This is a genomic window from Chitinophaga sp. (assembly GCF_019236475.1).
Taxonomy (GTDB): domain Bacteria; phylum Bacteroidota; class Bacteroidia; order Chitinophagales; family Chitinophagaceae; genus Chitinophaga.
The window spans coordinates 218922-239061 of sequence record NZ_JAFAIX010000006.1; the positions used below are offsets into that span (position 1 = coordinate 218922).

Below are 20140 nucleotides of genomic sequence, written 5' to 3' on the forward strand. Positions count from 1 at the left end.
ACGTTTGAACGTTATGAATCACACGCTGCATTATCTTGATTACCTTGTTTTCCTCATTTATTTTATCATCGTTGCGGGATACGGGTACTACATTTACAAGAAGAAAAAGAAGGCAACAACCGACTCAAAAGATTTCTTTCTTGCTGAAGGTTCTCTTACTTGGTGGGCCATTGGTGCTTCCCTGATTGCATCCAACATCTCTGCTGAACAGTTTATCGGGATGTCTGGAAACGGCTTCAATATAGGGTTGGCTATTTCCACTTATGAATGGATGGCAGCTGCTACGCTAATAGTGGTGGCGGTCTTTTTCCTGCCTATTTACCTTAAAAACAAGATCTATACCATGCCCCAGTTCCTGGAACGCAGGTATAATCAAACGGTAGCTACCATCATGGCAGTATTCTGGCTGCTATTGTACGTGATTGTGAACCTTACATCTATCCTTTATCTGGGCGCACTGGCCATTACTACCATTTCTGGTATTAATTTCTACGTGTGTATGGTGAGCTTGGCGATATTTGCCATCATCATCACCCTGGGAGGTATGAAGGTAATCGGTTATACAGACGTAATCCAGGTGTTTTTCTTGATCCTGGGAGGTCTGGCCACTACTTACCTGGCCCTCCAACTGGTATCCAGCCAGTTTGGTAGTACAGGCGTATTGAATGGCTTCAAACTGATGACACAACATGCCAGCGACCATTTCCACATGATTATCCATAAGGAGAATCCGAAATTCCTGGACTTACCTGGACTGAGTGTATTGATTGGAGGTATGTGGATTGTAAACCTGAACTATTGGGGATGTAACCAATACATCACACAGCGTGCTTTGGGTGCGGATCTAAAAACGGCTCGTAATGGTTTGTTGTTCGCGGGTTTCCTGAAACTCCTGATGCCTATCATCGTGGTGTTGCCAGGTATCGCAGCTTTTGTACTTTGGAAAGAAGGTCAGTTCCAGCAGGAAATGATGAAAAATGGTTCTTTAAATGCGGATAACGCTTATCCTGTACTGCTGAACCTGCTGCCGGTTGGATTGAAAGGTCTTTCTTTTGCAGCCCTGACCGCCGCTGTAGTGGCATCTTTAGCTGGTAAAGCGAATAGTATCTCCACAATCTTCTCCCTGGATATTTATAAGAAAATCTATAATAAAGATGCAGATGAAAAGACAATCGTAGGCGTTGGCCGTTGGGTGGTAGTGATAGCCATGGTGATTGCGGTGGTAATTTCTAACTTCCTCGGTATCGACAAAAAAGGAGGCTTCCAGTTCATCCAGGAATATACCGGTTTCGTATCTCCGGGCGTATTCGCCATGTTTGCACTGGGCTTCTTCTGGAAACGCACTACTTCCAGCGCAGCACTGTTCGCTATGATCGGTGGTCTGATGCTGTCTTTCTTCTTCAAATTCCTCCCTGGATTCGCAAACTTAGAAGGCCTGAACGCCATCGGCTTATCTGTAATGAACCCGGATTCAGGACTGTTTGAAATTCCATTCATCGACAGAATGGGTATCGTATTTCTGATCTGCGTGATTGGTATGGTGATTATCACCCTGGCTAATCCTAAGAGCGTAGACAATCCGAAAGGACTTGCCATCGATGCTTCTATGTTCAAACCATCACTGGGCTTTACTGTTGGCGCAGTGCTGATTTGCGGTGTCCTGATGGCACTCTACACTGTTTTCTGGTAGTCGTTTAATCTTAAAAATAAATAACTTCAGTAGGTCGCACCATTTTGGTGCGACCGCTGAATATCTATTGCCAACGAAAAATCATTCGATATGTATTTTATAGGCTACGATATAGGTTCTTCCTCCATTAAAGCGGCATTACTGGATGCCGATTCTGGTAAATGTCTGGCCAGTGCTATCAGCCCTTCCAGGGAAATGCCCATGCAGGTTTTACATACTGGTTGGGCAGAGCAAGACCCGGATCGGTGGTGGAGTGAAATAATTAATGCCACGAGGTTATTGCAACAGCAATTCAGCTTCGATCCTAAGATTGTAAAGGGTATTGGCATCGCTTATCAAATGCATGGATTGGTATGCGTAGACAGACAGCAGCAGGTGCTGAGACCTGCTATCATCTGGTGTGATAGTCGCGCTGTAGAAACGGGCCGTCAGGCATTCACGGCATTGGGCGAGAAATATTGTCTCACCCACCTGTTGAATTCACCAGGCAACTTTACCGCTTCCAAGCTGCGCTGGGTACAGGAAAATGAACCGCATGTGTATGAGCGTATACATAAGATTATGTTACCGGGAGACTACATTGCCATGAAGCTCACAGGTCAAATCGCCACTACGGTATCTGGCCTTTCTGAAGGCACCTTCTGGGATTTTACCCGTCAATCCATAGCCGACGAACTATTAAAATATTACAACATTGATCCCGCATTGCTGGCCACGATAGTGCCTACCTTCGGAGAGCAAGGCCTACTAACGGAAGCTGCCGCGGATATCCTGGGTCTTCATCCAGGTACGCCTGTTACTTACAGAGCTGGCGATCAACCTAACAATGCTTTCTCCCTGAACGTACTACAGCCCGGCGAAGCTGCTACCACAGCGGGTACTTCCGGCGTCGTATATGCTGTCAGCGATCAACATGCCCACGATAGCCAGAGCAGAGTCAATACATTCGTGCATGTCAATAACATGGATGGTGGCGGCGTACGCAATGGCGTATTGATGTGCCTCAATGGTACCGGTATCGCCAACAGTTGGCTGAAATCGGCCGTAGGAGATATGAGCTACCCAGAAATGAATGAACTGGCCGCCACTGCACCTATTGGCGCCGGCGGATTACAGGTATTTCCATTTGGCAATGGCGCTGAAAGAATCTTGGGCAATATGCGTATAGGGGCTACCGTTAGTCAACTCGATTTTAATCTTCATAGCCAAGCGCACTTGCTGCGCGCAGTGCAGGAAGGGATTGTATTTGGTCTGAATTATGGCATGGATATCATGGCAGAAATGGGACCTTCTATACACCGTGTACGCGCAGGACAGGCAAACATGTTCCTTAGTCCGCTCTTCCGCGAAGCATTCGCAAATACTGCCAATGTGGTGATTGAGCTATACAATACAGACGGTGCTCAGGGTGCGGCCAGAGGGGCAGCCACCGGCGCAGGCTATTATAATTTTAAGTCAGCCTTCCATGGTATGGAATGTTTGGCGGTGATTGAACCACAGTCACACTTACAGCAACAGTACCGGGATGCATACGGTCATTGGCTGTATGGACTGAAACAGCAACTTTCCCTCGGTGAAAATGCTGACAATCTCTAAATTTTAAAAATCCACATAGTTATGAGTATTACACTTGGAAACAGCGAGTATTTTAAAGGCATCGGTAAAATCAACTATGAAGGCCCTAATACGGATAATCCGTTGGCCTATCGCTGGTATGATGAAAACAGGATCATCGCTGGCAAATCAATGAAAGAATTATTTCGCTTTGCGGTATCATACTGGCATACCTTCTGTGGCACCGGTGGAGATCCATTCGGTCCTGGTACAAAGCAATTCCCATGGCTGACCGCCACCGATGCTGTTCAGAGCGCGAAAGATAAAATGGATGCTGCTTTTGAGTTCATCACTAAAATGGGACTGCCATACTACTGCTTCCACGACGTGGATCTGGTAGACGAAGGTAGCAACGTAGCGGAGTATGAAAGTCGCATGCAGCAAATAGTGGCCTATGCAAAAGAAAAGCAGCAGGCGAGTGGTGTGAAATTACTTTGGGGAACCGCCAATGTATTTAGTAATCCACGCTATATGAATGGTGCTTCTACCAACCCAGAATTCTCTGTGGTGGCTTATGCTGGCGCTCAGGTGAAAAACTCCCTGGATGCTACTATTGCCCTCAATGGGGAAAACTATGTTTTCTGGGGTGGCCGCGAAGGTTATATGACTTTACTGAACACCAATATGAAAAGGGAACAGGAACACCTGGCCCGCTTCCTTACTATGGCGCGTGATTATGCCCGCAAACAAGGATTTAAAGGTACTTTCTTCATCGAGCCTAAACCTTGCGAACCTACGAAACATCAATATGATTACGATAGCGCTACTGTTATCGGATTCCTCCGCCATTACGGACTGGACAAGGATTTTAAACTGAACATAGAAGTAAACCACGCTACCCTGGCAGGACATACCTTCCAGCACGAACTACAAGTGGCCGCTGATGCTGGTATGTTGGGAAGCATAGATGCTAACCGTGGCGATGCACAGAATGGTTGGGATACTGACCAGTTTCCTACCAACCTGAATGACCTGATTGAGAGCATGCTGATCATCCTGGAAGCTGGCGGATTTGCTGGTGGCGGCGTAAACTTCGATGCTAAAACCCGTCGTAACTCTACTGATCTGGAAGATATTTTCCACGCGCATATTGGTGGCATTGATACCTTTGCACGCGCAGCCATTGTAGCGGAAAAGGTACTGACACAAACTACGTATAAGCAATTCCGTAAGGACAGATATGCCTCCTTCGATAGTGGAAAAGGTAAAGAATTCGAAGCAGGTCAACTGACCCTGGAAGACCTCCGCAACTTCGCTGCTGCTGGTCCGGAACCTAAGCTGATCAGCGGTAAACAGGAATGGCTGGAAAATATTATTAACAATTGTATTTAATATTTTTAATTAATTTGTAAGCCCTTATTTCAAAAACAGGAACAATGAGATTTAGTATTCATTCAATACATGAAGCAGGCTTTGATATTGTAGCGCTGAAGGATGGTGCTGGCGCCACAGTTGAAATCATCCCTGCACACGGTGCATTGCTGCACGGTTTTAAGGTTACAAAAGGAGCGGAAACCCTCAATTTGATTGATAGTTATCGCGACCTGGCCGATATGCAGCAGGATTTGAAAAGCAGCTTTAAGAATGTAAAACTAAGTCCATATGCCTGTAGGATTAAAGATGCTCGGTATACCTTCAATGGAAAAGACTATGTGCTGGAACAGACCATAGCGCCGGGAAATGCCATTCATGGCTTACTGTACGATGCTCCATTCAAAGTGGTGGCACAACATGCCGATGACACCAAAGCATCTTTGACACTGGCTTACAGCTATGAACAGCACGATGCAGGATATCCATTTGCGTATGATTGCACAGCAACTTATACGCTTTTGCCAGGCAATGAATTGCAGGTAAGCACGAGTATCACCAGCAGAAGTAATGATATCATGCCGCTGATGGACGGATGGCATCCTTATTTCACCACAGGTACTCCCGTTGATGAACTGGAACTGACATTTGCATCAAAGGAAATTGTAGAATTCGACGCCAAGCTGATTCCTACCGGAAAGGTGTTGCCTTATACGGAGTTTACAAAAGGTAAGCTGCTAGCGGGTGTGGAGTTGGACAATTCTTTCCTGTTAGATTTCGTACAGGCGCAACCGTTAGCGGTACTGTATGATCCGAAAAAGCAGATTCGTATCAGTTTCTTCCCTGGGGAAAACTATCCGGTATTGCAGATATATATTCCGCCGCATCGCAATAGTATTGCCATTGAAAATCTGACGGGTGCTCCCAATGCCTTCAATAATGGGTTGGGGTTAGTACAACTGGCGCCAGGTGAGACAAGAACATTTGATACCTGCATCAAGACAGAAATCCTGTAAAAATTAACAAATTAGATGGCTGTGCTACTGGCGCAGCAGCAAATAACATAGATCCTTGCAACTGCGTGTTGCAAGGATTTTTTGCTTTAATAAAAGACTAAACCCCTAATATTGTATTGTTAATAACTTGAACATAAGAAGTGTCTGAGCTGTTGAAATGAAAGAGTTGTTCGTTAGGATTTAAACTAATACAGGAAAATTATGAAGCAATTTGCCCGCATTTTGGCCTTATGCTGTGCATGGGGATGGTTAACCATACAGCTCGTTCAGGCGCAGGTGACGGTATCCGGGGTGGTATCTGATACCAACCGGTTGGTGTTGCCTTATGCCACCGTTACTAACCTCAAAACTGGAAAGCATTCCGTTACAGACCAGGGTGGGTTTTACAGGATTACGGCCTCTCGTGGAGATAGGCTTACTGTTTCTTTCGTAGGGTATAATTCCGACACGGTAACGGTTACTTCGGCTTCTGGGGAACAGACGATCAATATCAGAATGACGGTAACCAGTAAATTCCTGAAAGGGGTGGATATCAGTGCGAAGTATTCGCCATATCAACTGGATTCCATTGCCAGAAGGGAACAATATGGCTATATCCTGGATTTGCCTAATAAACCGTTGGCAGGGGGAAATACGCCACAGGGTGCGGGAATTGTTTTCAGTCCGATCACCCGTTTTTCCAAGAAAGAGAAGCAAAAGCGGCAGTTTAAGGAGAATTACTTAAAGATGGAGGAGGAGAAGTATATCGATTCCAGGTTTACTCCTTTATTGGTAAGTCGGGTAACTGGTTTGTCGGGTGATTCACTGCAGCATTTCATACGAGATAATTATCCTACCTATGATCAGATGCGTGGCATGGATACGAATGATTTATATTACTGGATTACAGACCGATTTAAAAGCTGGAAGAAGAAATAAAAGAGACTGAATATAAGTCGAAAGGGCCTGCATCATGCAGGCCCTTTCTTTATTTTTCATCTTCAGTTAAAAACGTGATTAAAGTGATAATTTCGGGAGACACGTGCCTTCTTTCCATTAGTTGTGCTGAAGGAAGGGTTTAATTGTCCTTAGGTGTCAGATCAACATATCACAGCTTAGAATACTTTCAATTTTTATGCTTTTGCACTAAAAATGCTTGTTTTTAGTCTTTTTTATTATGTTTCTTGGACTATTGATAGGCTATTCTAGATACCAGATCCATTTGATTATAGTGGTCAATAGCTGATTGCAAACTGCTTCAGTAAAAGTTCCAAATTTGATGCATTACTCTTAAATCGGAGGAGCTACTTCACTAGTAGTTAAAACGAAAGTTAATTGTCATCGCTTTAATTTATAGTCCAGCATCTGAAGAGTTGCGGCCAATGAAATAGAAACTACTTCACTATAGTCTTACAAGCTGGCTGCTCTTATATCAAATTATTCCTATTCTGACAAGTAGTTGCCCATGCAAGAGGAACTGGTTCACTATGGCCTTACAAGCTGGCTGCTCTTAAATCAAATTATTCCTATTCTGACGAGTAGTTGCCCATGCAAGAGGAACTGGTTCACTATGGTCTAACAAGCTTGCTGCTACCTCTTTTATGAATTATTCCTATGCTGATGAATTGCTGCCTATTAAGAGAGGAACTACTTCACTATGGTTGAAAATGATAGTTGGCTGTAACCTCTTTTGTTAATTATTCCAATTCTGGTGGATTGCTGCCTAATGTTAGAGGAACATATTTACTGATAGTTGGCTGTTACCTCTATTCTCAATTATTTCAAATCTAATGAATAGTTACCTAAATAAGAAGTAACAATTCATAATTGTTCTAAATAATCACTGAATATTAGCTTAATCAGCAAATTTATCAAGGCTAGTTAATTGCTATAGCGCAAGATGGAGTATCCTGCTATAGTGTATTATTATAGCTATCTATTGACTTTTCTTGAATGGATTAGTTGTATACTATGGAGTGTGAGCTAAAACCAGTTCACTGTCGTTCTTGCATTAACAGTTAGTTGGTGGTAGCTTTCCGTACTCCCGATTAGTTGTATACTTTTACGAGGTATACGAATTCCTCTACTTTTTTGATCTGATCTACACGGTTGAGGCCTTCCAGTTTGCTTTTATGGCTCCATTCCCTTTTAGGTTGCTTATCTTTTGGCATTTCATCCAGCAGTCGTTTAAGATGTGCTGATTTCACTGCGAAGGCGATGCCATCTGCGGTGGTTTGTTTGCCAGTGATAATACCAACGATATCGCCTTTAGCGTCCAATAGAGGTCCGCCGCTATTGCCTGGATTGACAGGTATGGAAACTTGGTAGGCAGTTGTATCCCCGTTGAAACCAGTTTTGGCGGAGATATAACCTTTGCCATAAACGATTTCATCTCTTGGGTAGCCCATGGTGAATACTTCCTCACCCAGTGTAACACTTTGAGGTTTGAGTGCGTATGGCAGTGGTTGACTTTTAAAAGTACTGTCTGCTATTTTCAGAACCGCGAGATCGCTGGAAATATCTTCAAATACGCTGACCGCTTTAAAGGCTTCCCCTTTGGTATTTTGTACATAGATGGAATCGGCTCCAGCTACTACGTGGAGGTTGGTAACAATATAACCGTTTCCAGACACTGCAAAACCGGTACCACCATAGGTGCCAGGATTGATTGGTGCCTTGTTTTTATCTTTAATATCGTTGATCAGGGCGTTTTGAGAGCGTTGAATATTGTTCAGTACGCGTCTAACGTCCTCATACTGAGCGGTAGACTTATTGCGGCTGTTGTTTTGTAGAATCGCAATGGTAGACAGTGAAGTCACCAAGGCAATGCAGGCAGCGGCAGCCAAATTGGTAATTGTACGACGACGTATGCGGGTCCGTTTGGCAGCCTGATTGGCTTCCATCGCCTCCATACATAAAGTACTCATATCCAATTCTCCGTGGATAGCATCCATCTGGGATTGGAGTTGTTGACGACGGCTCATGTGGTCCAGTCCCTGGAGTAGGAGCTGGTGTTCTTCCACCTGGCGGTTAATTTGAGGATTGGTACGACGCAGTTCATCAAAGGCAGCTTTCTCCTGCACGCTCATTTCCCCTTCCAGGTAACGCTCAATTTCGCTGATCAGAAACAAATCTTCTTTCATGGCTGCTTATAATGATGTATTGTATTTATCGAAAAATATTTTTTTGAGTCGCATCAGACACTTGTACTTCTGGGTTTTGGCGTTCTCTGAATTAGTATAGCCAAATTTCTCCGCTATTTCCTGCATGGACTTTTTGTGGAGGTAATAATCTTCCAGAATGGTTTTACAAGGTTGCCCGAGACTTCCCATCGCATGTTCCATTATCTTGTATTGCTCATCTTTCGCCTGGTGTTCATCTATTATGTCCGTTGCTGGGATAGTTTCCTCTAGTTCCTCTGGTAATGCATAGAGGCCGTGGTTGCTTTGTAACTTTTTCAGCCACAGATGACGACATACAGAATAGAGAAAGGTTTTTAACCGGCTCGTCAGTGTAAAATCCCCACCACATACCTTCTCATATAATACAATTATGGCCTCCTGGAACACATCCTTGGCATCATCCTCAGACCCATTATGCTGCAAAATCATGCGTAAAACAACCGGAAAGTTCTCTGAATAGATGATTTCCAATGATTTACCATCACTTTTTGCCAATCCCAGCAATAAATCCTTGTCTTTTCCTATGTCTTGAATATGCTTCACTCTTTAATACAGTTAAAAGGCTTTTGGTAACCCAAAGTACCGAAAAAAAAATTTTTTAAAACAATGGGTTACCTTTTGGGTGATCTGGGTATAAAAGGTAAATCATTCAAAAAACATCCTAAATTATTGTACAATGAAGAACGTTATCAAATTTGGTTTCTTAGCTCTCGCTTTCGGTATTTTCGCAGTTGCTTGCGGTGGTGGTGCAGAACAAAAAGCTGCTGACTCTACTGCAACTCAAGCAACTCAAGCAATTGACTCTGCTGCAAACGCTGCTAACCAAGCAGTAGGTGCTGTTGCTGACTCTGCTAAAAAAGCAGTTGATTCCGTAGCTAAAGCTGTTGACTCTGCTGCTGCTAAAAAATAATTTGCAACACAACGCATATTAATAAATAACCGTCCCGTATCCCGGGACGGTTATTATTTTTATATAATTTATAACAATCCCAAGCCCTATTCAGGCTGAACCATCGCTTCTCCCTCTTCCTAAGCCGCACCTCTAATAGCGGAAAATTGCTTCTCCTGGTATCCTCACCTTTACCTTTTCAGGCAAAACCTCTAAATGAGAAGAATTACTTCTCCCGGTATCATCACATCTATCTTTACCTAGGCAAAACCTCTAAATGAGGAGAATTGCTTCTCCCAGTATCGTCACGTCTACCTTTTTCTACCTTTTTCTAGGCAAATCCCTAAATGAGGAGAATTACTTCTCCCTATTTTATCGCTTATACCAGTTTCTCTTCCAATAGTTGTTAATAACAGTCCATTCTTTCAAGGCAAAACATCTCCTTTTAAGGAAAATTACTTCTCCTCAAATTATTAATACCTTTCCAGTTTGGCCAAAGCCTACGACAATCAATTACCTCATCCGACAGAAGAAATCGACTTGAGATGATCTTCCAATTCTTCTATAGTAGACAATTTTGTCCTTTCTATTTTTTCTCGAAGCATTGCTTTACTTGCCTCACTGATAGAATGGTCATTCAATAAATTATCGATTTGGGTGATTAATCTTCTTCTGCCTCGCTTCGATTTGTATCCTTTAATGAAAAAGACTATCTCAGGGGAACAGAAGCTCCACAGATATTTCATTAACAAGGTAAATGCAGGCACAAGAATTATTAACCAGGACTTCAGTTGACTGGTTTCAGGTAAGTTTTGGGCCAGCTTCAGTAATATCATACCGCCACCGGCTCCAGCTATGTCATCAATGTTGTTGGTAATTCCTTTGGCAGGGGGGAGGACCTTGGGTTTAACATTTGCCAAAAGATTTACTATTTAAGACCAAGAAATACATCCGCAAAATGTAGTACGGATTCAACATCATTTTTCTTTCTAAAATCCAACTCGGCGGTGGTTCCGGATTTACCTGTAATCCTCATTTTCCTGATCGGAAAGAAACAAGCTTTCACAACCATGAACAAAGGAACACCTACTACTATTGAAAAGTAAACCACAATAAGTACTATGGTAAATAAATCTAACTTAAACATGACTCTTGTAATTTCTCTAAAATTAATGATTAAATAGACTCATCCACAACGCAGTAACCAAATATTTTGAAGGTTATAGAAAATAATTCGCAGCAGATCAATATGATAGGACCAGATACCAAAATCTGCCTTAGCCCGCTTTCACATTATTAATGTAATTACCCCATTTTTCATTAATTCTACCCGCCCATTTTTTATGTGTATTGGAAAATGTTTAATGAAATGGCTGTGTTTTTGAAAAAAATGTATTTTTCTGTCTTGGCTATTGGATAATTAAAATCACGTTGTATTTTTGTTCTATCGAAAAACAACAAACACGATAATGAACACACAAGTGACTTTTGGTTTTTTTGGCTTTTATTATTTCTGGTACCAGGAATAGGGAGGTCATTTGTGTTCTAAAATAAAAGATACTTAACAAAAGGCCTCCCGCGAAACGGGAGGCCTTTTTGATTTAGCAATATTCATTATATGAAAAAGCAATTCACTAGCTACTTTTTTTATTACTTCTCTTACTTCTTTTATGCGAAGAAGCCGGGGACTCGTTTGCAATAATCAAACTTTACATATCAAAGTTCAAATAGCAAAGGGTCCCGTTGTCGGGGCCCTTTCTGTTTTAAGTAGCTAGTTGCTACAGCAACTAAAAATAATATTCAATCAATCACATACACATGAAAATTGCGATACAGGGGTTTGAAGGATGTTTCCACCAGGTGGCTGCTCAATCGTATTTCGGTAAACATATCGAAACGGAAAACTGCGCGTCTTTCGCGGAACTAGTTAAAAAAGTAAAAGCACAACCTGATGTGGATGCCGGTATCATGGCCATCGAAAACTCCATCGCAGGCAGCATCTTACCGAATTACAGCCTGATCAAAAACTCAGGCCTACACGTAATCGGGGAAATCTACCTGCAAATCAACCAGCACCTGATGGTATTACCAGGCCAAACAATGGATGACATCAGAGAGGTACATTCCCACCCAATGGCGCTCCTCCAATGTATGGACTTCCTGGAAAAATACCCCCACATCAAACTGGTTGAAACGGAAGATACCGCCCTCAGCGCAAAACATGTTCGCCACAAAAAGCTGAAATCTACAGCAGCAATAGCTGGCAGTCTCGCAGCTGAAATATTCGAACTCGATATCATCGCTCCTAATATTCATACCAACAAAAATAACTATACACGTTTCCTCGCGGTCTCTAAAAAACCAGTTGAAACCGCACCTGATGCCAATAAAGCATCCGTGTATTTCCAAACTAGCCACGAACGCGGAAGTCTCGCCAACGTGCTCTCCAGGATAGCAGAAGCGGGTATTAATCTCTCTAAACTGCAATCCTTCCCAATCCCCGCCAAAGTATGGAACTATTACTTTCACGCGGATATGGAATTCGATAACCTAGTGGATTTCCAACAGGCACTCAAAGAAATTGAACAACATACCGAACACCTCAAAGTATTAGGTATCTACAAAAAAGGTAAAACGCTTTAATCAGGTCATTATATGCACATACAGGTAGCTAAAAGATTACAAGGCACGGAAGAATACTACTTCTCCAAAAAGCTGCGCGAAATTGAACAGATGAATCAAGAGGGTACCAAAGTAATTAACCTCGGTATCGGCAGCCCAGATCTGCCTCCTCATCCTTCTGTTGTGGAAGCACTGCACACGAATGCAGCTCTTCCTAATACGCATGCTTACCAGGGGTATAAAGGTATTCCCGCGCTACGTAAAGCTATGGCCGAATGGTACCACCGCTTTTACAATGTGACACTGAATCCTGATACGGAAGTACTCCCGCTCATCGGTTCAAAAGAAGGTATCATGCATATCTGTATGACCTACCTCCAAACAGGCGATGAAGCACTGGTACCCAACCCAGGATATCCTACCTACCGCTCTGCTGTGAGCCTCAGCGGCGCTACTGTCAGAGATTATGACCTGACCGCTGAAAACAACTGGTTGCCAGACCTCGACGCACTGGCAAAAACAGATCTCAGCAAAGTGAAACTGATGTGGGTAAACTACCCGAATATGCCTACCGGCGCTAAAGCTACTAGAGCATTCGCTCAGAAACTAATCGCTTTCGGTAAAGCAAATAATATCCTCATCTGCCACGACAACCCTTACAGCTTTATCCTCAATGAGGAGCCTGTAAGTCTCCTCCAAGAAGAAGGTGCGAAAGATGTGGTACTTGAACTCAACTCCCTCAGCAAGTCCTCCAATATGGCTGGTTGGCGCGTAGGGATGCTAGTAGGAAAAGCAGAATGGATCAACGAGGTGCTGCGCTTCAAAAGCAATATGGACTCCGGTATGTTCCAACCTTTACAAATGGCAGCTGTTAAAGCCCTGGAATTGGGTAAAGACTGGTATGACCAACTGAATGCAATCTACAGTGCTCGTAGAGAAAAAGTTTTCCAACTGCTGGATATGCTGCATTGCGTGTACGATAAAAACCAAGTAGGAATGTTCGTATGGGCTAAAATACCGGATACCTATGATAATGGATATACGCTCAGCGATGCAGTACTATATAAATCCCGCGTATTCATTACTCCTGGCGGCATCTTCGGTAGTAACGGGAACGGATATATCAGAGTAAGCCTTTGTCAGGATGTCAAAGTATTTGATGAGGCGATTGAAAGAATAAAAAACACAATTAATAATTAATAACGATGATTGCTACAATAATAGGAACGGGTCTTATCGGTGGTTCCCTGGCTATCAGCCTGAAAGAGAAAGGTGTGGCTAGTCATATCATCGGGGTAGATCAGCAGGAATCACACCTGCAGCGTGCCAAAGAACTGGGCATCATCGATGAAGGGGCTACCCTGGAAGAGGCGCTGAAGCGTTCGGATCTCGTTGTACTCGCTATTCCTGTGGATGCTGTGCTGAAAGTACTGCCCATTATCATGGATAAAGTACAACCGGGACAAGTAATTATGGATGTTGGTTCTACCAAGAAAAATATCTTACAACTCGTTGCCGGTCATCCAAACAGAGGTCGCTTTGTGGCTGCCCATCCGATGGCCGGCACCGAGTATTCTGGCCCTGATGCGGCTGTTCGTAACCTCTTCACCCATAAAACCATGGTGCTCTGCGATGTGAAAAACAGCGATGAAGATGCACTGGAAATGGTGGAAAATATGGTGGATCAATTGCAAATGCGCACGGTATACATGAACGCTGAAGAGCATGACCTGCATACGGCCTATGTATCACACATCTCCCATATCACTTCTTTCGCACTGGCACTAACGGTACTGAAGAAAGAAAAAGAACAGGGACGCATATTTGAACTCGCCAGCGGTGGTTTCGAATCTACTGTCCGTCTCGCGAAAAGCTCCCCTGATATGTGGGTGCCTATCTTCAAACATAACCGCAGCAATGTGTTGGACGTACTGGAGGAACATATTCACCAGTTGCAACAAATGAAATCGCTGTTGGAAGAAGAGGATTACGATACTTTCTACAAGCTTATTCAAAAGTCAAATAAAATCAGGAAAATCCTGAAATAAACATTAATCTGATAAAACGCAGTAACTTAATACTATGGAACAGCATACTACAATGGAGCAAATTCTTGCAAACACTAAATTCTCCGATCCTTCTTCGGACAAAAAGCCGCTGATCATCTCCGGCCCATGCAGTGCAGAAACAGAAGAACAAGTACTGGCCACCGCACTGGCTTTACAGAAAACAGGTAAGGTAGACGTTTTACGCGCCGGTATCTGGAAACCACGCACTCGCCCAGGTTCTTTCGAAGGTATCGGTACCAAAGGCCTGGCATGGCTCCAGAAAGCACGTGAACTCACTGGTCTGCCGCTCGCTGTTGAAGTAGCTACTGCCAAACAAGTAGAAGATGCCCTGCATTTCGGTGTGGATATTCTTTGGGTAGGAGCCCGTACTACAGTGAATCCTTTCTCTGTACAGGAAGTGGCGGATGCACTGAAAGGTGTGGATACTACTGTGCTGATCAAAAACCCAATCAACCCTGATCTGGAACTCTGGATCGGCGCGGTGGAAAGAATTCAGAAAGCGGGTATCTCCAAAGTAGGTTTAATCCACCGTGGATTCTCTAGCTACGGTAATACACAATACCGTAATGCGCCAATGTGGCACCTGGCTATCGAGCTGAAACGCCGTATGCCTGAACTGCCTATGATCTGCGATCCTTCTCATATCTCTGGCCGCCGCGATATCCTGCAAGAAGTTTCCCAAGAAGCTATCGACCTGGATTACGATGGTCTGATGGTGGAAACACACGTAGATCCAGATAACGCATGGTCTGATGCGAAACAACAGATTACACCTGAGAAATTCGCTGAAATGCTGAATGCGATGGTTTGGCGTCGTGAGCATACCGATAAAAAAGACTTCAACTCTGCCCTGGAAAAACTGCGCGCGCAAATCAACCAGGTAGATGATGAAATCATGCTGCTCTTAGGTAATCGTATGAAGATTGCTGAGAAAATCGGTACCTACAAAAAAGAAAATAATATCACCATTCTGCAAACTAACCGTTGGAATGAAATCCTGGAGCGCAATATCGCTAAAGGCGAGAAATTAGGCCTCACCAAGGAATTCATCCTGAAATACTTCGATGCTGTTCACCTGGAATCTATCAACCGCCAGAACAGGGTAATGAACGAAGACAAGTAACAGTATGAAGATACAAACTCATCAATTCAGGCAGCAGACTTCCAGGTATTTCCTCGGGGAAAGTCTGCTGCACCTGGGCAATCATGTAGATATTCACCGCTCCGTATTGGTGATCGATGAAAACGTTGAACATCATCACGGTGCTAAACTACAGGGATGGAAAAAGATTATCATTCCTGCTGGTGAAGAGGTGAAAAACATGGCTACGGTGGAGAAAATCATCGACGGACTCATCAGCTATGAAGCAGACCGCAAAACCACCCTGGTAGGGATTGGCGGCGGTATGCTTACAGATGTGGCCGGCTTTGCAGCCAGTATCTATATGAGAGGTATTCCTTTCGGCTTCGTACCAACTACACTGCTAGCGCAAGTAGATGCTTCTATCGGGGGCAAAAACGGCGTCAGTCATGGTAAACAGAAGAATCTACTGGGTACCATTACACAGCCAGAATTTATCCTCTTCGATTATGCGTTACCGTTAACGATGCCAGATGAAGAATGGCATAACGGTTTCGCTGAAATCATCAAATATGCCTGCATCATGGATGCTGCGCTGTTTGATTACCTGGAGGTAAATAAAGACAGAGCGCTCGCTCGCGATGTGGAAGTACTGCGATACCTCGTGGAGAAATCAGTAGATGCCAAAACCAAAGTAGTGCTGGAAGATGAACTGGAAACAGGCCCTCGCCGCTGGTTAAACTTCGGTCATACCCTGGGGCATGCAGTAGAGAAATTGGAGCATATCGCACATGGTAAAGCAGTAGCAATTGGTATGGTGGCTGCCGCCCGGTTCTCTGAACAACTGGCCGGTTTTCCATCCGAACATACACAGCGCCTCATCCGCCTGATTGCCGACTACCAACTGCCCGTGGCATTTACTTCCGATAAAACAGCCGTTTTCGACATCTTCAAACTGGATAAGAAACGCGAGAAAAACAGCATTCACTTTGTACTGCTGGAAGAAATAGGGAAAGCAACCACCAAAGCTGTTCCATTAGAGGATTTGAAAGCAATGATGCAGCAGTTGTAAATTTTATCTAACTAACTAAAACGGCTATACGAAATAAATATATGCAAGTTACTGTATTCCCAGCCAGGATTTCCGGAACGGTTACGGCCAACCCTTCCAAAAGTGCGATGCAGCGCGCGGTAGCAGCCGCCCTGCTGGCTAATGGCAAAAGCATTATCCGTAATCCGGGCCTGAGCAACGACTGTTTGGCTGCGATGGATGTGGCAGAAAAATTAGGTGCCACCGTTATCCGCAAACCTGATGTAGTCGAAATCAACAGCAATGGTATCCAGCCCCGCTTTGATGAAATTAATTGTGGAGAATCTGGACTGGGTATCCGTATGTTTACCCCTATAGCCGCATTGGCATCACAAGCTATTACTATCAATGGTCATGGTAGTTTGACTACCCGTCCAATGAACTTTTTCGAAGAGGTATTGCCACAACTGGATGTGAAAGTTACTTCCCGCGAAGGTAAGCTGCCACTGCATATTCAGGGACCACTGCAACCCCGCGATATCACCATCGATGGGAGTCTCAGTTCCCAATTCCTGACAGGCCTGCTCATGGCTTATGGCAATGCTGCTGAAAATGTTACCATTACTGTACAGGACCTGAAAAGCAAACCATACATTGCTTTAACCCTTCAACTGATGGCACATTTCGGTGTGCAGGTTCAGCAACAAAATTTTGAAACCTTCCATTTCGGTAAAAAACAACAATATCAAGCAAAGGAATATACCGTGGAAGGCGACTGGAGTGGCGCTGCCTTTTTGCTGGTAGCTGCTGCTGTGGCCGGAAAAGCAGAGGTACACCATGTGAACACTGAATCAGCTCAGTCTGATAAAGCTATTCTGGATGCATTGCGCTCCGCAGGTGCTTATATCCTGCCTGGCATGTTTACCATGAACATCGAAAAGGATGGTCTGAAAGCATTTGAATTTGATGCTACAGATTGTCCTGACCTCTTCCCGCCATTAGTAGCATTGGCTGCTAACTGTAACGGTACTACGAAAATTCTGGGTGTAAGCCGACTGGCTCACAAAGAGAGTGATCGTGGACTTACACTGCAGCAGGAGTTTGGCAAAATGGGTATTCGTATTGAGCTGAACGGCGATGAAATGCTGGTACATGGTGGTACTGGTATCAAAGGCGCTACTGTCAGCTCTCATAACGATCACCGTATTGCGATGGCTTGTGCTGTAGCAGCATTAACGGCAGATGCTCCGGTCGTAATTGAAAATGCAGACGCTATCAATAAATCCTATCCGGAATTCTATGACCACCTGCGTCAGATTGGCGGCAAAGTGGAGACGGCTGTAAATGCCTAAGAGCCCGGATATCAACATATTTATCTTATTTAAATTTTCAGCGTGTGAACAGCTTTGGCAGAATATTCAGGGTTAATGTTTTCGGGGAATCCCATGGGGCCAGCGTTGGTGTGAATATCGACGGTGTGCCTGCCGGTATCCCACTGAAACAGGAAGATTTCCTGGCCGACCTGGAACGTCGTAAGGGAGGCTCCAGAGGCACTACGCCTCGTAAAGAGGAAGACCTTCCTTTCCTGAAATCAGGCGTATTCAACGATCATACTACCGGTGCACCAGTAACGATTATGTTCGAAAACAATAATACCCGCAGTACGGATTATGAGAAATTACGTGAGTTTCCTCGTCCAGGTCATGCCGACTTTGTGGCCACGGAGAAATTCGGTGGTTTTGAAGATTATCGTGGTGGCGGGCATTTCAGCGGCCGTTTGACGCTTAACCTGGTGGCTGCTGGGGTGATTGCGAAAAAGATTTTGGGAGACACGATCCAGGTAAATGCAGTGATCACTGAAGTAGGCGGATATCCTGATCCGGAAGAAGGCTTGGAAGCGGCCATTGCGGCAAAAGACTCAGTAGGCGGTGTGGTAGAATGTAGAGTAGACGGCCTGCCCATCGGACTGGGAGAGCCTTTCTTTGATTCGCTGGAATCATCGCTGGCTCATGCCGTGTTCGCCATTCCTGCTGTAAAAGGTATTGAGTTTGGCGCAGGCTTCGCTGCCGCTAAAATGAAAGGACTGGAACATAATGATCCTATTGTAGATAAAACAGGTAAAACCGCTACTAATCATGCCGGCGGCGTGGTAGGCGGTATTACCAACGGTAATCAACTGGTGTTTCGTATAGCCGTGAAACCTACCTCCAGTACGCCAAAAGAACAACAGACACTCAACATTAAAAGTGGCGAAGTGGAAACGTTCAGTGTAAAAGGTCGTCATGACCTGTGTATTGCACTACGCGTTCCTGTTGTACTGGAAGCTGTTACAGCGATGGTACTGGCGGATTTCATCCTGTTGGAACAACGCAGACCAAGAGTGTTTAAGCAATCCTAAGTGGAAAAGAGGATTCAAAACAATGCCTGGCTTTATGCCAGGCAATTTTGTTATAGCATACTAAGAACAATGCCAGGCTGTACGTATAGCCTGGCATTCTTGTGATAAATAAGGATTAGGATAATTTATTTCGCTTTGATAAACTTAAAACGGTTAGTGTCAATAGCTCCATTGGCTCGAGTCAGTTGTACCTCTTCCAATACATGTGTAGTGGCATTTGACTTGTAGGTCATTGTAAGAGAAAAAGCCTCTTTACCACTCTGGTTGCCACTTTGGTATTCTCTTTCGGCAACCACTGTGGCGATATTGTTCTTGCCACAGGAAATAAAGGGATTCATCCTTTCATAGAAGTAGTAATTCATGATAGGATTCAATGAGAAAAACAGCCTGAAACTATTGTCTTTATTGTCATATGTAAAGTTGCACTTCATATTGTTCTTATAGATATAAATGCCGCTAGTCTGTGTAAAATAGTATTCATCTGTATAGGTACATTTAGTCCAGTTGCTGCCATCGTAGTTATATTCCCTATATATCAGGTACTTCTTAGCAGGGGATACCATGCTGGGTACAGTATCTTTGGTACCTGCCAGTATTACTTGTCCGGCGCTGTTGAGCAATAAGGTAGTGGTATATTTTGGCTCATCGTTGTTATAGCTTGTTCTGACTATCTGTATGTTATCGTTGCTATAATGTAATGTATCTTCCTGCAAAACTTTGCCTTTGGCTACAAATAATGCACTTGTGCATCGTTTGGCCTTATCATAGGAAAATTCATAGTTTCCATAATAACTCTTACTGTCAAAATCAAGCAGATACATTTTAGCCACCGTATTATCATCATTGTATACGATGCTATCTGCTGGAAGGTTGAATTGATAAATAACCTGTGGAAGGTAAGGCTGCATGCCTTCTATGGTAGTTAAGGGAGCATCTGATTTCTTACAGGAAGTGCCCACAGCCAATAAGGTTATTGTAAGTGTTGTAAGGTATTGCAGTACTAAGGATTTACTCATCATGAAGGTTATAGGTTAAATAGGGAACAAATATAGAATGTATTCCATGTTTAAATGACATTGAATTTGAGCTAGATAAACGTGTATAGAGAAAAGAAAGAAGCCGTCTCAAAACAAGAGACGGCTTCTTCGTTTAGATAATTTGTTTTTATAATGATTTTGTACTTCTCATTTTTAGAAGCGATAGTTTAGCATGATTTTTATGCTATTTTCTTTCTAAGATTGTGCGCCATTGCGACTAAT

General features: G+C 43.7%; 17 protein-coding genes. 13 read left to right on the top strand and 4 right to left on the bottom strand.

What is annotated here, in order from left to right; genetic code table 11:
• Nucleotides 1–13: 13 nt before the first annotated feature.
• From JO154_RS10200 to JO154_RS10220, 5 genes are all read left to right on the top strand, one after another.
• Nucleotides 14–1690: a sodium/solute symporter gene (locus tag JO154_RS10200; protein ID WP_291944686.1), complete on the top strand. Its 1677-nt coding sequence runs from the start codon at nt 14–16 to the stop codon at nt 1688–1690.
• A 90-nt stretch (nt 1691–1780) separates the two neighbouring features.
• Nucleotides 1781–3286: an FGGY family carbohydrate kinase gene (locus tag JO154_RS10205; RefSeq protein ID WP_291944688.1), complete on the top strand. Its 1506-nt coding sequence runs from the start codon at nt 1781–1783 to the stop codon at nt 3284–3286.
• Between the two features lie 21 nt (nt 3287–3307).
• Entirely contained in the window at nt 3308–4636 is a 1329-nt protein-coding gene (gene xylA / locus JO154_RS10210) for a xylose isomerase (protein WP_291944691.1), read from the top strand.
• Nucleotides 4637–4680: 44 nt separating this feature from the next.
• Nucleotides 4681–5631, top strand: a complete 951-nt coding sequence (locus JO154_RS10215) for an aldose 1-epimerase (protein WP_291944694.1) — start codon at nt 4681–4683, stop codon at nt 5629–5631.
• A 201-nt stretch (nt 5632–5832) separates the two neighbouring features.
• Nucleotides 5833–6549: a carboxypeptidase-like regulatory domain-containing protein gene (locus JO154_RS10220; protein WP_291944697.1), complete on the top strand. Its 717-nt coding sequence runs from the start codon at nt 5833–5835 to the stop codon at nt 6547–6549.
• 1109 nt (nt 6550–7658) lie between these two features.
• Here JO154_RS10220 and JO154_RS10225 read toward each other — a convergent pair.
• Both JO154_RS10225 and JO154_RS10230 read right to left on the bottom strand, forming a co-directional pair.
• The gene (locus JO154_RS10225) at nt 7659–8753 is read right to left on the bottom strand and encodes a S1C family serine protease (RefSeq protein WP_291944700.1); all 1095 of its coding nucleotides are present in this window, start codon (nt 8751–8753) and stop codon (nt 7659–7661) included.
• 6 nt (nt 8754–8759) lie between these two features.
• Nucleotides 8760–9335, bottom strand: coding sequence for a sigma-70 family RNA polymerase sigma factor (locus tag JO154_RS10230; RefSeq protein ID WP_291944704.1), 576 nt, complete (start codon nt 9333–9335; stop codon nt 8760–8762).
• A gap of 133 nt (nt 9336–9468) precedes the next feature.
• Between JO154_RS10230 and JO154_RS10235 the strand changes: the two genes are divergently transcribed.
• The gene (locus tag JO154_RS10235) at nt 9469–9702 is read left to right on the top strand and encodes a hypothetical protein (protein WP_291944707.1); all 234 of its coding nucleotides are present in this window, start codon (nt 9469–9471) and stop codon (nt 9700–9702) included.
• A gap of 497 nt (nt 9703–10199) precedes the next feature.
• Here JO154_RS10235 and JO154_RS10240 read toward each other — a convergent pair whose 3' ends face one another.
• Nucleotides 10200–10601 carry a hypothetical protein gene (locus JO154_RS10240; protein ID WP_291944710.1) on the bottom strand — a complete coding sequence of 134 codons (402 nt, stop codon included), beginning with the start codon at nt 10599–10601 and terminating at the stop codon, nt 10200–10202.
• A gap of 898 nt (nt 10602–11499) precedes the next feature.
• Between JO154_RS10240 and JO154_RS10245 the strand changes: the two genes are divergently transcribed.
• The 7 genes from JO154_RS10245 to JO154_RS10275 are packed head-to-tail and all read left to right on the top strand — an operon-like array spanning nt 11500 to nt 18881.
• Complete coding sequence (locus JO154_RS10245; protein WP_291944713.1) at nt 11500–12324, top strand: prephenate dehydratase; 825 nt, start codon at nt 11500–11502, stop codon at nt 12322–12324.
• A 12-nt stretch (nt 12325–12336) separates the two neighbouring features.
• Nucleotides 12337–13503, top strand: a complete 1167-nt coding sequence (locus tag JO154_RS10250; RefSeq protein WP_291944716.1) for an aminotransferase class I/II-fold pyridoxal phosphate-dependent enzyme — start codon at nt 12337–12339, stop codon at nt 13501–13503.
• A 5-nt stretch (nt 13504–13508) separates the two neighbouring features.
• Nucleotides 13509–14351, top strand: coding sequence for a prephenate dehydrogenase (locus JO154_RS10255; protein WP_291944718.1), 843 nt, complete (start codon nt 13509–13511; stop codon nt 14349–14351).
• A 34-nt stretch (nt 14352–14385) separates the two neighbouring features.
• On the top strand, nt 14386–15495 hold the full coding sequence (locus tag JO154_RS10260) for a chorismate mutase (RefSeq protein WP_291944721.1): 1110 nt from the start codon (nt 14386–14388) through the stop codon (nt 15493–15495).
• Nucleotides 15496–15499: 4 nt separating this feature from the next.
• A complete protein-coding gene (aroB, locus tag JO154_RS10265) occupies nt 15500–16525 on the top strand; it encodes a 3-dehydroquinate synthase (protein ID WP_291944725.1) in 1026 nt (341 codons plus the stop codon).
• A gap of 41 nt (nt 16526–16566) precedes the next feature.
• Nucleotides 16567–17835: a 3-phosphoshikimate 1-carboxyvinyltransferase gene (aroA, locus tag JO154_RS10270; RefSeq protein WP_291944730.1), complete on the top strand. Its 1269-nt coding sequence runs from the start codon at nt 16567–16569 to the stop codon at nt 17833–17835.
• Nucleotides 17836–17879: 44 nt separating this feature from the next.
• A complete protein-coding gene (locus JO154_RS10275; RefSeq protein ID WP_291944732.1) occupies nt 17880–18881 on the top strand; it encodes a chorismate synthase in 1002 nt (333 codons plus the stop codon).
• A gap of 125 nt (nt 18882–19006) precedes the next feature.
• Here JO154_RS10275 and JO154_RS10280 read toward each other — a convergent pair whose 3' ends face one another.
• Nucleotides 19007–19900 carry a hypothetical protein gene (locus JO154_RS10280; protein WP_291944733.1) on the bottom strand — a complete coding sequence of 298 codons (894 nt, stop codon included), beginning with the start codon at nt 19898–19900 and terminating at the stop codon, nt 19007–19009.
• Nucleotides 19901–20140: the final 240 nt, after the last annotated feature.

What these genes read in the sequence shown, in the direction of transcription:
- JO154_RS10235 (WP_291944707.1), top strand. Translation starts at nt 9,469, where the DNA reads ATGAAGAACGTTATCAAATTTGGTTTCTTAGCTCTCGCTTTCGGTATT.
- JO154_RS10280 (WP_291944733.1), bottom strand. Translation starts at nt 19,900, where the DNA reads ATGATGAGTAAATCCTTAGTACTGCAATACCTTACAACACTTACAATA.
- JO154_RS10245 (WP_291944713.1), top strand. Translation starts at nt 11,500, where the DNA reads ATGAAAATTGCGATACAGGGGTTTGAAGGATGTTTCCACCAGGTGGCT.
- JO154_RS10255 (WP_291944718.1), top strand. Translation starts at nt 13,509, where the DNA reads ATGATTGCTACAATAATAGGAACGGGTCTTATCGGTGGTTCCCTGGCT.
- JO154_RS10205 (WP_291944688.1), top strand. Translation starts at nt 1,781, where the DNA reads ATGTATTTTATAGGCTACGATATAGGTTCTTCCTCCATTAAAGCGGCA.
- JO154_RS10220 (WP_291944697.1), top strand. Translation starts at nt 5,833, where the DNA reads ATGAAGCAATTTGCCCGCATTTTGGCCTTATGCTGTGCATGGGGATGG.
- xylA (WP_291944691.1), top strand. Translation starts at nt 3,308, where the DNA reads ATGAGTATTACACTTGGAAACAGCGAGTATTTTAAAGGCATCGGTAAA.
- JO154_RS10250 (WP_291944716.1), top strand. Translation starts at nt 12,337, where the DNA reads ATGCACATACAGGTAGCTAAAAGATTACAAGGCACGGAAGAATACTAC.
- aroB (WP_291944725.1), top strand. Translation starts at nt 15,500, where the DNA reads ATGAAGATACAAACTCATCAATTCAGGCAGCAGACTTCCAGGTATTTC.
- JO154_RS10260 (WP_291944721.1), top strand. Translation starts at nt 14,386, where the DNA reads ATGGAACAGCATACTACAATGGAGCAAATTCTTGCAAACACTAAATTC.
- JO154_RS10215 (WP_291944694.1), top strand. Translation starts at nt 4,681, where the DNA reads ATGAGATTTAGTATTCATTCAATACATGAAGCAGGCTTTGATATTGTA.
- JO154_RS10225 (WP_291944700.1), bottom strand. Translation starts at nt 8,753, where the DNA reads ATGAAAGAAGATTTGTTTCTGATCAGCGAAATTGAGCGTTACCTGGAA.
- JO154_RS10200 (WP_291944686.1), top strand. Translation starts at nt 14, where the DNA reads ATGAATCACACGCTGCATTATCTTGATTACCTTGTTTTCCTCATTTAT.
- aroA (WP_291944730.1), top strand. Translation starts at nt 16,567, where the DNA reads ATGCAAGTTACTGTATTCCCAGCCAGGATTTCCGGAACGGTTACGGCC.